The 14,882-nt window shown below is 60.3% G+C and carries 9 protein-coding genes; 4 read left to right on the forward strand and 5 right to left on the reverse strand.

The annotated features are described in order from the left end of the window. Nucleotides 1-290: 290 nt before the first annotated feature. Together gltB and H4W29_RS12515 are read left to right on the forward strand one after the other, a co-directional pair. The gene (gltB, locus tag H4W29_RS12510; RefSeq protein ID WP_192729190.1) at nt 291-5,015 is read left to right on the forward strand and encodes a glutamate synthase large subunit; all 4,725 of its coding nucleotides are present in this window, start codon (nt 291-293) and stop codon (nt 5,013-5,015) included. Between the two features lie 222 nt (nt 5,016-5,237). Further along, a complete protein-coding gene (locus H4W29_RS12515) occupies nt 5,238-6,692 on the forward strand; it encodes a glutamate synthase subunit beta (protein WP_192730725.1) in 1,455 nt (484 codons plus the stop codon). A gap of 280 nt (nt 6,693-6,972) precedes the next feature. On the opposite strand, the gene H4W29_RS12520 is transcribed toward H4W29_RS12515, so the two are convergent. Further along, nucleotides 6,973-8,184, reverse strand: a complete 1,212-nt coding sequence (locus tag H4W29_RS12520; RefSeq protein WP_192729191.1) for an SGNH/GDSL hydrolase family protein — start codon at nt 8,182-8,184, stop codon at nt 6,973-6,975. Between the two features lie 193 nt (nt 8,185-8,377). After that, nucleotides 8,378-9,601 (reverse strand): lytic murein transglycosylase, encoded by a 1,224-nt coding sequence (locus H4W29_RS12525; RefSeq protein WP_192729192.1) that lies wholly within the window; start codon nt 9,599-9,601, stop codon nt 8,378-8,380. A 204-nt stretch (nt 9,602-9,805) separates the two neighbouring features. Here H4W29_RS12525 and galU point away from each other — a divergent pair, with 204 nt between their 5' ends. Further along, complete coding sequence (gene galU / locus H4W29_RS12530; RefSeq protein ID WP_192729193.1) at nt 9,806-10,693, forward strand: UTP--glucose-1-phosphate uridylyltransferase GalU; 888 nt, start codon at nt 9,806-9,808, stop codon at nt 10,691-10,693. A gap of 6 nt (nt 10,694-10,699) precedes the next feature. On the opposite strand, the gene H4W29_RS12535 is transcribed toward galU, so the two are convergent. Next, nucleotides 10,700-12,232, reverse strand: coding sequence for an outer membrane beta-barrel protein (locus H4W29_RS12535; protein ID WP_192729194.1), 1,533 nt, complete (start codon nt 12,230-12,232; stop codon nt 10,700-10,702). Between the two features lie 143 nt (nt 12,233-12,375). On the opposite strand from H4W29_RS12535, the gene H4W29_RS12540 reads away from it, so the two are divergent. Beyond that, on the forward strand, nt 12,376-13,371 hold the full coding sequence (locus H4W29_RS12540; protein ID WP_192729195.1) for a KpsF/GutQ family sugar-phosphate isomerase: 996 nt from the start codon (nt 12,376-12,378) through the stop codon (nt 13,369-13,371). Here the strand turns inward: H4W29_RS12540 and H4W29_RS12545 are convergent, their stop codons facing one another. Together H4W29_RS12545 and H4W29_RS12550 are read right to left on the reverse strand one after the other, a co-directional pair. Further along, complete coding sequence (locus H4W29_RS12545; protein ID WP_192729196.1) at nt 13,372-13,827, reverse strand: NfeD family protein; 456 nt, start codon at nt 13,825-13,827, stop codon at nt 13,372-13,374. 3 nt (nt 13,828-13,830) lie between these two features. Beyond that, entirely contained in the window at nt 13,831-14,865 is a 1,035-nt protein-coding gene (locus H4W29_RS12550; protein ID WP_192729197.1) for an SPFH domain-containing protein, read from the reverse strand. Between the last annotated feature and the right edge of the window lie 17 nt (nt 14,866-14,882).

The following is a 14,882-nucleotide window of genomic DNA, read 5'->3' on the forward strand; positions in this document are numbered from 1 at the left end:
GACAGGGTTGCTGTCCTATTTTGGTCTTCACGGCCGAAGAGGCGCCGAAAGCCCTGGAACAGACCGGCTTTCACGCTATAGTTCTTTCGAGCGCCGAGCCTTCCATGTGGCGGCGCGCGGAAGCGAATGGCAGGCGCGGAACGCGACGGTTTGCTTTCCCTGAAAGCAGATGTCTGCGACCGGATCTTCATAATGCAACAGCGCTGTCACGCGCCGGACCTATCTTTAAGGTGCGGTGCGCGACGAAAAGCCGCCCGCGGCCTCGCGGGGCTTCGACAGGAGGAAAGACGATGACGAAGATGACGCCATCCACGCATATTGACCAGTTCGCAGCAACAGACGTGCGCGCAACGGCCAATACGCGTAAATCTGCCTCCGGTCTTCCGAAGAAACAGGGGCTTTATGATCCGCGCAATGAGCACGACGCCTGCGGTGTTGGCTTTGTTGCGCATATGAAGGGGCAGAAGTCCCATCAGATCGTCAAGGACGGCCTTTTCATTCTCGAAAACCTGACGCATCGCGGTGCCGTCGGCGCCGATCCGCTGATGGGCGATGGTGCCGGCATTCTCGTGCAGATCCCTGACCGCTTCTTCCGCGAGGAGATGGCCAAGCAGGGCATTACCCTGCCGAAGGCCGGCGAATATGGCGTCGGCCATATCTTCATGCCGCGCGACGAAAAGCAGATCGAACATTTCAAGAAGGTGATCAAGGACGTCATCGCCGAAGAAGGCCAGGTCTTCATCGGCTTCCGTGACGTGCCGGTCGACAATTCATCTCTGTCAAAGGCGCCGGCGATTGCCGCGACCGAACCGCATCACGTGCAGGTCTTCATCGGCGCCGGCAAGGATGCTGCGACGAACGACGAATTCGAGCGCCGCCTCTTCACGCTTCGCAAGGTCATCTCCAACCGGATCTATGATGAGTTCGACGGTGAGGAGAGCCACTTCTATCCGGTGTCGCTCTCCAGCACGACCGTCGTCTACAAGGGCATGTTCCTGGCCTACCAGGTTGGCGCCTACTATAAGGACCTGGCGGACCCGCGCTTCGAAAGCGCGGTCGCCCTCGTGCACCAGCGATTCTCGACCAACACCTTCCCATCCTGGAAGCTCGCGCATCCGTACCGAATGGTCGCCCATAACGGCGAAATCAACACGCTGCGCGGCAACGTCAACTGGATGGCGGCGCGCCAGGCTTCGGTTTCCTCCCCGCTCTTCGGTGAGGACATTTCCAAGCTTTGGCCGATTTCCTACGAAGGCCAGTCGGATACTGCCTGTTTTGATAACGCGCTCGAATTCCTCCTGCGCGGCGGCTATTCGCTCTCGCATGCCGTCATGATGCTGATCCCCGAGGCATGGGCCGGCAACCAGTCCATGTCGCCGGAGCGCAAGGCATTCTACGAATATCATGCTGCTCTCATGGAGCCGTGGGACGGACCGGCTGCCGTTGCCTTCACCGATGGCAAGCAGATCGGTGCGACGCTCGACCGTAACGGCCTGCGTCCGGCACGCTATCTCGTCACTGATGACGACCGCGTCATCCTGGCCTCCGAAGCCGGCACGCTGCCGGTTGCCGAAGAGAGCATCATCCAGAAGTGGCGCCTGCAGCCAGGCAAGATGCTGCTGATCGATATGGAAGAAGGCCGTATCATCTCCGACGACGAGGTGAAGGCACAGCTTGCGAACGCGCATCCCTATCGCAGCTGGCTCAACCGCACGCAGCTCATTCTTGAAGATCTGAAGCCGGTCGAGCCGCGCGCGCTTCGCCGCGACGTCTCACTGCTCGATCGCCAGCAGGCCTTCGGCTACACGACCGAGGACACGAAGATCCTGATGTCGCCGATGGCGACGACGGGTCAGGAAGCGATCGGCTCGATGGGCACGGATACGCCGATCTCGGCCATGTCCGAGAAGTCGAAGCTGCTTTACACCTATTTCAAGCAGAACTTCGCGCAGGTGACGAACCCGCCGATCGACCCAATCCGCGAAGAGCTCGTCATGAGCCTTGTTTCCTTCATCGGTCCGCGTCCGAACATTCTCGACCACGAAGGCATGGCGAATGCCAAGCGCCTCGAAGTACGCCAGCCGATCCTGACCAATGGCGATCTCGAGAAGATCCGCTCGATCGGTCACACGGAAGACCGTTTCGACACCAAGACGCTCGACTTCACCTATGACGTCGAGCGCGGCGCCGAAGGCATGCCTGAGATGCTCGACCGTCTCTGCGAGCGCGCGGAAGCGGCAGTCAAGGGCGGCTACAACATCATCGTGCTCTCCGACCGCCAGATCGGCCCTGATCGCATCGCGATCCCGGCGCTGCTGGCGACCGCTGCCGTGCATCATCACCTGATCCGCAAGGGGCTGCGCACCTCGGTCGGTCTCGTCGTCGAAACCGGCGAGCCGCGCGAAGTGCACCATTTCTGCCTGCTCGCCGGCTATGGCGCCGAAGCGATCAACCCCTATCTCGCCTTCGACACCTTGCTCGACATGCATGCCAAGGGTGAATTCCCGAAGGAAGTCGACGCCAGCGAAGTCGTGTATCGCTATATCAAGGCTGTCGGTAAGGGCATCCTGAAGGTCATGTCCAAGATGGGCATCTCGACCTATCAGTCCTATTGCGGCGCGCAGATCTTCGATGCGATCGGCCTCCAGTCGGAATTCGTCGACAAGTATTTCTTCGGCACTGCGACGACCATCGAAGGCGTTGGTCTGGAGGAAATCGCTAGCGAGACGGTCGTTCGCCACAAGTCTGCTTTCGGCCGCGATCCGCTGCTGGCAAGCAATCTCGATATTGGCGGCGAATATGCCTATCGCATGCGCGGCGAAAGCCATGCCTGGACGCCGGATGCCGTGGCTGCCCTGCAGCATGCGGTGCGCGGCAATGCCGAGGATCGCTACCGCGAATTCTCCGAGATGGTGAACACCTCGGCACTGCGCATGAACACGATCCGCGGCCTCTTCAAGATCAAGAGTGCCGAGGCACTCGGCCGCAAGCCGGTGCCGGTCGACAGCGTCGAACCGGCGGTCGATATCGTCAAGCGCTTCTCCACGGGCGCCATGTCCTTCGGCTCGATCAGCCGCGAGGCGCATACGACGCTGGCAATCGCCATGAACCGGATCGGCGGCAAGTCGAACACCGGCGAGGGCGGTGAAGAAAGCGACCGTTACATGCCGCTGCCGAATGGTTCGTCGAACCCCGAGCGCTCGGCGATCAAGCAGATCGCGTCCGGCCGTTTCGGCGTGACGACGGAATATCTGGTCAATGCCGACGTGCTGCAGATCAAAGTCGCGCAGGGCGCCAAGCCCGGTGAAGGCGGCCAGCTGCCCGGCCACAAGGTCGATGCGGTGGTTGCCAAGACCCGTCATTCGACGCCGGGCGTCGGCCTGATTTCGCCGCCGCCGCACCATGACATCTATTCGATCGAAGATCTGGCGCAGCTGATCTACGACCTGAAGAATGTCAACCCGACCTCGGATGTCTCGGTCAAGCTCGTCTCGGAAGTCGGCGTCGGCACGGTTGCCGCCGGTGTCGCCAAGGCGCGCGCCGACCATATCACGGTTGCCGGTTTCGACGGTGGTACGGGCGCATCGCCACTCACCTCACTGAAGCATGCCGGCAGCCCTTGGGAAATCGGCCTTGCCGAAACCCAGCAGACGCTGGTGCTGAATGGGCTGCGCTCGCGTGTCGCCCTGCAGGTCGACGGTGGTCTGAAGACCGGTCGCGACGTCGTCATCGGCGCGCTGCTCGGTGCCGACGAGTTCGGTTTTGCGACGGCTCCGCTGATTGCGGCCGGCTGTATCATGATGCGCAAGTGCCACCTGAACACCTGTCCGGTCGGCGTGGCGACGCAGGATCCCGTCCTGCGCAAGCGCTTCAAGGGCACGCCCGAGCACGTCATCAACTACTTCTTCTTCGTCGCCAACGAAGTGCGCGAAATTCTGGCCTCCCTCGGCTTCACCACGCTCGATGAGATCATCGGCGCTTCGGAGCTGCTCGAGAAGGACGAGATGCTGGCGCACTGGAAGGCCAAGGGGCTCGACTTCGCTAAGATCTTCCACAAGGTCGATGCACCGAAGGAGGAGACCTACTGGACGACGCGTCAGAAGCACCCGATCGACGACATTCTCGATCGCAAGATGATCGCGGCGGCCGAGCCGGCGCTGGCATCGAAGACGCCGGTCGCCTTCGAGGTCGACATCAAGAACGTCGACCGTTCGGCCGGTGCGATGCTCTCGGGCGAGGTGGCCAAGCGTTATAACCATCGCGGCCTGAAGGAAGATACGATCAACGTCACCCTGAAGGGCACGGCCGGCCAGAGTTTCGGTGCGTTCCTGGCACGCGGCGTCACCTTCAACCTGATCGGTGACGGTAACGACTATGTCGGCAAGGGGCTCTCGGGCGGCAAGATCATTATCCGTCCGCCGGAAAACTCGAGGATCGTCGCGGAGAATTCGATCATCGTCGGCAACACCGTTCTTTACGGTGCGACCGAGGGCGAATGCTACTTCCGCGGTGTCGCGGGCGAGCGTTTCGCAGTTCGCAACTCCGGTGCGATCGCCATTGTCGAAGGCGTGGGCGACCACGGCTGCGAATATATGACGGGCGGCGTGGTCGTCGTGCTCGGCGGAACGGGCCGCAACTTCGCGGCCGGCATGTCCGGCGGCGTGGCCTATGTTCTCGACGAGGCCGGCGATTTCGCCAGCCGCTGCAATATGGCCATGGTCGAGCTTGAGCCGGTTCCGGAAGAGGACGACATGCTGGAGAAGCTGCACCATCACGGCGGCGACCTCATGCACAAGGGGCGGGTCGACGTCTCCGGTGACATGACCCGCCACGACGAGGAGCGCCTCTACCAGCTGATCTCCAACCATCTGCACTACACGGGCTCCACCCGCGCCAAGGAAATCCTTGAGCACTGGGCCGAATACCGCCCGAAATTCCGCAAGGTCATGCCGGTCGAATACCGTCGTGCACTTGAGGAAATGGAGCGCAGCCGGATGGGCATCGCTGCCGAATAATTGAACCGAACAATCCGCCAGGCCGGAAGCGTGTGGCGGATGACTGAAATATCTCAATGACTCAACGAGGATCAGCCGCAAGCCTGAAGCTTGCGCAACCGCGTAGATGGCGACAGGGGATATGTTCTGATGACGGTCAAAAGAAACAACCTGCCTCCGCGGTTGAGGCTGAACAGACAACTGGCCGCGGGCGAGGCGGTCATGAGGGTAAGGGACGAAAATATGGGTAAGGTTACAGGTTTTCTGGAAATCGACCGGCAGGTAGCGAAGTATCAGCCGGCGTCGGATCGCATCCGTCATTTCCGCGAATTCACGATCCCGATGTCGGACCCGGAAGTGCAGAAACAGGCAGCGCGCTGCATGGACTGTGGCATCCCCTATTGCCACGGCCCGACCGGCTGCCCTGTTCATAACCAGATTCCGGATTGGAACGACCTCGTCTACAACAACAACTGGGAAGCGGCGATCCAGAACCTGCATTCGACCAACAACTTCCCGGAATTCACCGGCCGCGTCTGCCCGGCGCCTTGCGAGGAAGCCTGCACGCTGAACCTCGAAGATGCACCGGTTGCCATCAAGACGGTCGAGCAGGCGATTGCCGACAAGGCTTACGAGCTCGGCTTCATCCGTCCGCAGCCGGCGACGATCCATACCGGCAAGAAGGTTGCGATCATCGGCTCCGGCCCTGCCGGCATGGCAGCGGCCCAGCAGCTCGGCCGCGCCGGTCATGACGTTCATCTCTATGAGCGTGAGACGAAGCCGGGCGGTCTGCTGCGTTATGGCATTCCGGACTTCAAGATGGAAAAGAACTTCATCGATCGCCGCGTCGAGCAGATGAAGGGCGAGGGCGTGACGTTCCATTGCGGCGTCAATGTTGGCGTCGACGTCAAGGTCGAGCAGTTGCTCGCGGATTACGATGCCGTGCTTTACTGCGGCGGCTCCGAGACGCCACGTGCAGCCGGCATTCCAGGCACCGATCTTGCCGGTGTTCATGATGCGATGCCGTATCTGGTTCAGCAGAACAAGCGTGTCGGCCGTGAGAATATCGATAGCACCGGTTGGCCGTCCGATCCGATCCTGGCCGGCGCCAAGCATGTCGTCGTCGTTGGCGGCGGTGACACGGCGTCGGACTGCGTCGGCACAGCCTTCCGTCAGGGCGCGGTCAAGGTGACCCAGCTCGACATTCGTCCGCAGCCGCCGGAGAAGGAAGACAAGCTCGCCGTCTGGCCATTCTGGGCCACGAAGATGCGTACCTCCTCTTCGCAGGCCGAAGGCGCGATCCGCGAATTCCAGGTCGCCACGCTCGAATTCGTTGGCGAAGATGGTGTGCTGACGGGCGTGAAGTGCTGCGAAGTCGATGAACGCCGTCGCCCTGTTCCGGGAACGGAATTCGTCATCAAGGCCGATCTTGCCTTCATCGCCATCGGTTTCAGCGGCCCGTTCAACGACAGCGTGCTGAAGGAACTCGACGGCAGGCTGACGCTCAATGTCGACAAGCGCGGATCGACCAACGTCGTTGCCGACGACCGTGACTACAAGACTTCGATCGACAAGCTCTGGACGGCGGGCGACGTGCGCCGCGGCCAGTCGCTGGTGGTCTGGGCGATCCGCGAAGGTCGTCAGGCTGCACGCGCGATCGACGAGGCGCTGATGGGCTCCACCGTCCTGCCGCGCTGATCCTCTTCGAATAATTCGTCGAGCAATAAAACTCCGCCGTATTCCGGTGGAGTTTTTCGTGATGCGACCGGTTGACGCGCCGCGGCTTCCGGCAAGCTTCATGCAATTCCCGAGCTTCAGTTTTCCTGCGTATGCAGGCCGATCCGGCCTGCGGCGACTGGCTGGACATGTTCCCGCCCGCCCAGTCGTGAGGCGTTTCACTGTTGACTACGGCGCAAGGGACACAGGCGGCAGCCAAGTAAGTCCCGAATATCAATAGGGGCCGTTCAACGGCCCTTTCCTATTTTACGGAGACTTCCGCCGTCGTCTTCAGCGTCGGCATGCGGTAGTCGTCTATACGACCCGCGGGCGCAGGTGCCATTTCGCCCTGTTCGACCAAGAGATCGCGCGGCGATTTCGTGAGCGTCACCGGCGGCGTCTTGCCGGCGCCGAGCAGTTCTGCTCCACCATCGAGGTTCGGGTCGGACAAGCTGATCGGCTGTGTATGCTCCACAGGATTGGTGGGCAGCGTCAGCGCCGGCAGGTTTCCGGGATCGAGGCGCACCAGATCGGGGCTTGCCTGAGTGCCGAGAAGGCGGCGCGCCGGCTTTTCCACATAGAAGGCAAGTTTACGGCGGCCGGCCTGGGTCAGGTTGATGCCGTCAGTGGTGCGTAGGCGCACCTGCTGGCCGTTGACATCGGAGCCGGTGACGATGAACTTGCCATTCTCGTCCACGAAGCCGTCCCAGATGTCGACGAATTCGCCACCGATGCTTTCCATCTGGTTGCGGTAGAGCTGGTTCATCTGAACGGCATCGGCCGTCATCGAATCGGATTCGAAGGCGGGAAGTCCGACCCAGAGCAACGGAATCTTACGGCTCGTAATCTCTTTGCCGAAGGCCATCACGCGGCGCTGATACTCGGTAAACCAGCCATCGGTCCGGAATTTTTCCTTACCTGCGTCGGTCACCATCTGCTGGCGATCATTGGCGCCGATCATGACGACGACCATTGCCGGCTTCAGCTCGTCGATCATCTTTGGCAGTTCGCCGGGCCAATTGTAATAGTCGTCGCGCACGAGGCCGGATGAGACATTGCTGCGGGCCTCGACCACGACACCGGGCGAGGTTTCAAAGGCGGCAGTGAGGCCGTCGCCCAGGCCGCCGGCGAGAAAGTCGCCGACAACAAGGATTTTCTGGGCGTTGTCCAGCTTCTGAACCACGGGTTCAGTGGGTGCGACGGGCGCCGTGCGCATTGGCGTCACGGCCTTCTGCGCGGTAGGGCGCCTGCGTTGCTGCTGTTGTCGCCGCGGTTGGCCGCGCATTTCGGGCTGCGGATTCTCGTCTATGTAACGGCGGCCGAGAAAGAAATCGAGGATGGAGCGGCGTTGATAGCGAAGCTCCTGCGCCTCGGCATAGTCGGCCGGCAGCATCGAACCAAGGCAAAGGGAAAGCGTGGCTGCGGCAAGCGCAAGCCCACGAATCCATCGGGTCCGGTCAATTTGTCTCGTCATCGGGCAGTTCCGCATCTGCCGGGCATCTTGCATAGGCAGCTGCTTTCCGTCCACACCATCGATATTATTTAGGTCAGGCTTTCCCCGCTTCTACAGTATCGGCTCGAAAATCGGAATCGATTTTCAGAAAGCACGATGCATAGATTCAAGGAGTTAGGGCGTCCTTTGTGCGTCTGAATGATTGCGCGGCGCGCTAACGGCGCAGCGCGTCGAGAAGCGAAAGTGAAGGCTCACCATCCGGCTGCATGCCGAAGCGTTCCTGAACGGCGGCGATGGCTGCCTTGGAGCCGGAGCCGAAATTGCCGTCGACATCGCCGCTATAATAGCCGAGCGTCTTCAGGCGTGTCTGCAATTCGAACTTCTCGGTGATGTCGAGCGCACCTTCCGGACGCGGCCAGCGCTGCTGCATGCCGCCAAAGCCGGCAATCTGATCTGCAAGCAGGCCGACGGCTAGCGCATAGCTGTCGGAGGCATTGTAGTTCTTGATGGTGAAGAAGTTCGCCGTCATCAGGAAGCCCGGACCATCGCTACCTGCCGGCATCTTCAGCATGGCGCGGGTATTGCCATCCTTGAAAGGCTTGCCGTTCGGACGTTTCAGACCGAGGGCAGCCCACTGGGCGAGCGTGCGCGTCTTGCCGACCTGCTGGGCGACAGATGCGGGTACTGCGACCTCGTAGCCCCAGGTTCTGCCAGCGTCCCAGCCATTCTTCATGAGGAGATTGGCCGAGGTCGCCAGCGCGTCGGGCACGGAATTCCAGATGTCGCGATGGCCATTGCCGTCAGCGTCCACTGCATAGAGAAGATAGCTTGTCGGAATGAATTGGGTGTGGCCCATGGCGCCGGCCCAGGAGCCGGTCATTTCCTTGGCGGGCACGTCACCGTTCTGCAGGATCTTCAGCGCTGCGATCAACTGCTTCTTGGCAAACTTCGCACGCTTGGGATCGGCATAGGCAAGCGTCGCCAATGCGCGCGGCACATAATGAAGGCGCTCATCCTTAGCGAGAACTGCTCCGTAATTTGATTCCATCGACCAGATGGCGAGCAGAATCGATTTGTCGACGCCGAAGTGGCGCTGGATTACATCCAGCGTCTTGGCATGCTTGGCGGCCATCTTGCGACCGATTTCCACAGTGTAGGGATTGACGCGGGAATCGATGTAATCCCAGATTTTAGATGTGAATTCAGGCTGATAGGTTGCCTTTTCCAGCACGGTGGGATCAGGTTCGCTTACCCCAGAAAAGGCTTTCTGATAGGTTGCCTTACTGATGCCACTCTGGGCGGCAGTTTGGTAGAAGTCCGCGATCCATTTCTGGAACCGGGCATCCGCTTTTGCGTTATTGGGGGCCAGTCCGGTCGCGGTGGCGACAACGAGGGCGAGAGCAAGACCACGAAGGGAGTTTATATATTTCTGGGTCATCGGCAGTCGTATCCGTCATCTTCAGTTTTAGCCTGGGCGGTACGTCATGTCCGTCCTACGCCGAAATTACAGGAACGGAGTCAACAAATTCTTTACCATGCCCGGCCGGTCCAGTCACCATTTGCAAAACGGTAGCAATTCTATACTAGTTCAAATCGATGTAGCGTTTCGTTAAAAGCGGTATAGTCAAAACAGGAGGCCGGTGTGGCTCTGAATAAGAAAGTTCGTAAGGCAGTATTTCCAGTCGCAGGTCTGGGAACGCGGTTCCTTCCAGCCACTAAAGCGGTTCCAAAGGAAATGCTGACTGTCGTCGATAAACCAATCATTCAGTATGTTGTCGACGAAGCACTTGAAGCAGGCATTGAACATCTGGTTTTTGTTACTGGCCGTAACAAGCATGTCATCGAAGATTACTTCGATATTCATTTCGAACTTGAGCAGACGCTCAAGGAGCGCGCCAAGAAGGCGGAGATCACCCTGCTGCAGCAGCAGCTTCCCAAGGCAGGCACGGTGAGCTTTACCCGTCAGCAGGAGCCGCTCGGCCTCGGCCACGCCGTCTGGTGTGCCCGCGAGATCGTCGGCGACGAACCTTTCGCACTTCTTCTTCCCGACATGATCATGAAGGATCAAAAGGGTTGCATGAAGGGCATGATCGAACTTTATGAGCACAGCGGCGGCAACATCATTGCCGTTGAAGAGTGCGCTCCCGACCAGGCTCACAAGTACGGTATCGTCGGCGTTGGCGACGCCATCGGCGAAGGTTTCCGCATCACCGGCATGGTCGAAAAGCCGGCCAAGGGCACGGCGCCGTCCAATTTCTTCATCAACGGCCGCTACATCCTGCAGCCGGAAATCTTCAAGATCCTGGAAACCCAGGAACGTGGCGCCGGCAACGAAATCCAGCTCACCGACGGCATGCTGAAGCTGCTGAAGGAACAGGATTTCGCAGGCTACCACTTCAAGGGTGAGACTTACGACTGCGGTGCCAAGGATGGTTTCATCCTCGCCAATGTTGCCTTCGCTCTCGAGCGTGCGGACATTCGCCCGACAGTCGAAGACGGCTTCAAGAGCTTGCTCGCCCGCCTGAAATAAAGTTCATCAGCGCTTCACCTTGAGACCTACGCCGGCTCGCCATTTCTGCGAGTCGTCGCCTTCCTTGCGTGTCGTCAGCTCGTAGCCAAGCGTGCTGGTGAAGTCGAGGTAGCGGTTGATGTTCCAGACAAGACCTGTCGAGGCGGTGTAAACCGTCTCGTCGCTTATCGTACTGCCGCTCGGATAATCGCGCAGCGTCACGCCGCCGATAACAGTCGTTACCAGATTATCGCGCAACTGATGATCGACCGTTGTTGTCAACTGATGCGAGACATAGCCGCTTTCGCCCGCTGCGGTCGAAGGCTGGATGCTGGTTTGAAGGTTGATATTGACATTCGTCCCGCGGATCGGCGACCAGAGCAGGCTGGCATCGAGTGTTGCCGTATCGATCGATTTCAGCCTGTCATCATCGAAATCCGCCGTCGCATAACCGACCGCGACCTCGCCTTTGAGCTTTTCGCCCATGTCGACCTGAACGCCGCCCTTGGCGCCGTAGCTGTCCCCCGAACGCTGATAACCTGAGGAATCGGTGCGTTCATCATAATTGGTCTTGCCAACTGACGCTTCGATGAAGGGAATGAGTGCCGGCGAGAGTTCATAGCCGATGCGGCCTCGCACCGTTCCTGTCGTCTGGTTGCGGTCACTCATGGAGACTGTCGTGCCGTTCGAGAGCTCGGCATCGGAATAGATCGAGCGGGAAAGCGCAACGGCGGCGGTTCCACGCAAGATGCCGAAGTCGTGCTCGATAGACGCGCCGCCCGTAAATTCCTGCACATCGGATTGCTGATCGGCGTTGGTGATCGCATCCGGATCGTCCGTATCCTCGCGGTAGAAATTATAGCCGCCGGTGATGTGAGCGACGGTGTCATGCATCAGGTCCAACCGCAGATCGCCATTGATCTTGAAGGATGGCTGTTCTTCACCCTCGCCGCTGATGTTCTTCTGCCAGGCGCCCTCGGAGGTGACGGTTAATTGATGCCGGCTCCAGTCGGAAGTCAGCGTCGCGCCCATATCGGTTTCGAGGAAGCCGCGGCTCTTTTTCGTGCCACCGTCCTTCGTGGTCTCGGTGTTGATCGTTTGAGTGACGCTCGGGCGCAGTACAAAGCTGCCGAGGGGGATGCCGGGCGTCTGCTCGGTCGAGATACTTTCCGGCACCTTGCGTGCCGGTGTCTCGTCCAGGCGCGGTTCGCGGGTGTTCAGCCTGCGCATATCCTCGTCGAGGATCGAGCCGGTAATCTCGTCGTCGGGCCGCGGTGTCGGGGTGGGAGCAGTAGCTGTGTCCGAATCCCGATCCCGCACATTATTGGCAGGAGTAGTCGCGGTATCGCCCGTGTCGCCGAAATCCGGCGCCGAATTGTTCGTGGCTGCGCCCTGTGTGGCTGTCGTGCGGGAATTTACCGGGCTCGCCGATGCCTGTTGAGACGTCGTCTGCTGCGCGAAAGCATTGGGCGCGACCAACAGGCCGATAGCCGTGATGGAGACGGCACGGCTCATGGCGCGGAGCGGCGTCACACTGCTCGTCTGTTGTCCCTGGCCCATTCAATCCGCGCCTGAAATGCTTCGAAGTCTTACCCAAGCGTAAAGCCTTGTGGTTAACCATTCGTTGCCGCGCAGGCCGCGCGTTCACACATGGGAAACATTGTCGGGTGGACAGGTAAAGTGAAAAGGTCTAACGCATTGCCATGATCAGGAGAGCGGTAAAACTCGTCGAAAACAGTGTGCTGGAGTCGGGCAAGCGCACCGTCAGCATCGAAAGACGCGCCCTCGAGGCGCTGGAACGCGCTTTCGATGACGGGCTTGCCGGGCCCTTTACCCGTGCGATCGAGATGATCGGAGAGAATACCGGCCGCGTGATCGTGACCGGCGTCGGCAAGAGCGGCCATATCGGCACGAAGATCGCCGCCACCTTCGCTTCGACCGGCACGCCAGCCTTTTTCGTGCATGCGGCGGAAGCCAATCACGGCGATCTCGGCATGATCGCCGGCGACGATGTCGTGCTTGCGATCTCCAAGGGTGGCGAGAGCGCGGAACTGAAGAGCATCATTTCCTACACACGGCGTTTTTCCATTCCGCTGATTGCCATGACCTGCAGCCCGCAGTCCTCACTGGCGACGGCTGCGGATATCGCGCTGCTGATCCCCAATGAGGAAGAGGCCTGTCCCAACGGGCTGGCACCAACCACGTCGACGATGATGCAGCTTGCGCTCGGTGATGCGCTGGCGATCTCACTTCTGGATGCGCGTGGCTTCACGGCGACGGATTTCCATGTTTTCCATCCTGGTGGCAAGCTGGGTGCGAGCCTGATGCATGTTGCCGACATCATGCATACTGGCGACCGCCTGCCGCTGGTCGCGAAGGGCACGTCCGTGCCTGACGCGATCAAGGTACTGTCACACAAGCATTTCGGCTGCGTCGGCGTGCTGGATGCGGAGGGTCGGCTTTGCGGCATCGTCACCGATGGTGACATGTCCCGTAACCTCAGCCTCAATCTCGCGGAATTGACAGTCGACGACATCATGACGCGCGCGCCGAAGACGGTCAGGCCGACGGTACTGGCAACTGCAGCGCTGGCGCTGCTCGAGCAATACAAGATCGGCGCGCTTATCGTTATCGATGACGAGCAGCGCCCAGTCGGGCTCGTTCACTTTCACGATCTCTTGCGGATTGGTGTGGCCTGATCAGGTCGGTTCGACGGTCAGGTCGCGGCCGTTGCTCGAAACCACTTTGACCTGCGTTCCCGCCGGAAGATCCGGCCCCATGACCTGCCACGTCGTGTCATCGAGACGAATACGGCCGCGGCCTTCGCGGATCGGCTCGCGCAGTGTCGCAGTACGGCCAACGAGGCTCGCGCCTCGCTGATTGAGGAACGGCTCATCCGTTGTGGCGTTGCGCAGTGTCAGTCGCCGGCCGATAAGCGTGGCGACGACCGCGAGAATGGCGAAGAGGATCGCTTGAAGTTCCCAGACCCAGAAGGCGGCGTCCCAGAAGAGCAGTGACAGAACACCGACGGCAAGCGCGGCAAGCCCGATCCAAACCAGGAAGAAGCCGGGCACGATCATCTCGGCGGCAAGCAGCACGAGGCCTGCCACCCACCAGCTCCATGGCCCAAGTTCGCCGACGATCTTCGCCAGCATGGCTTATCGCTCCGGATTGGGATTGAATGGATTGGCCGGAGCCCGGCCGACCAACGGCGTGGAGCGTGCCGGATCTGCCCGCGGACGCGGCGGAGGTGGCGGAGACGGCGGATTGTTGCCTTCCCCAAAGACTTCCCGGGCAATCGCGCCGATGCCGCCAAGCGAGCCGAGAATGGAAGACGCTTCCATCGGCATCATAACGATCTTGGAATTGGGCGCCGAGCCGATCGAAGCAAGGGCATCGGTGTATTTCTGGGCAACGAAATAGTTGATTGCGTGGATGTCGCCGGCGGCGATCGCTTCCGAGACCATCTTCGTCGCCTTGGCTTCGGCTTCGGCCAAGCGTTCGCGGGCTTCGGCGTTGCGGAAGGCGGCTTCGCGCTGGCCTTCGGCCTGAAGGATGGCGGACTGCTTGGCGCCTTCGGCTCTCAGGATCTGCGCGTTGCGCGAACCTTCTGCTTCCAGCACCTGGGCACGCTTCTCGCGCTCGGCCTTCATCTGGCGGGCCATCGCGTCGACGAGGTCGCGCGGCGGCTGGATATCCTTGATCTCGACGCGGGTGACCTTGATGCCCCAAGGCTGCACGGCCTCGTCCACGACGCGCAGCAGCCGGTCGTTGATCGCATCGCGATTGGAGAGCAACTCATCGAGATCCATAGAGCCCATGACGGAGCGAATGTTGGTCATGGTGAGGTTCAGGATAGCATTTTCCAAGTTGGAGACCTGATAGGCGGCCTGAGCGGCATTCAGCACCTGGTAGAAGGATACGGCATCGGCCGAGACCGAGGCATTGTCCTTGGTAATCACCTCTTGGGTCGGCACGTTCAGCACCTGCTCCATCACGTTCATCCTGGCGCCGACGCGTTCGATGAAAGGGGTGATCAGGTTGAGGCCAGGTTCCAGCGTGCGCGTATAGCGGCCGAAACGCTCGATCGTATAACGGTAGCCCTGAGGAACCGTCTTGATGCCCGCAAAGAGCACCAGGATGACAAAAACCACCAATACGATCACGACGATATCGAAGCCGCTCAGCAGCATGTATTCCTCCCTAAGCC

The organism is Rhizobium viscosum, from assembly GCF_014873945.1.
Classification (GTDB): Bacteria; Pseudomonadota; Alphaproteobacteria; order Rhizobiales; family Rhizobiaceae; genus Rhizobium; species Rhizobium viscosum.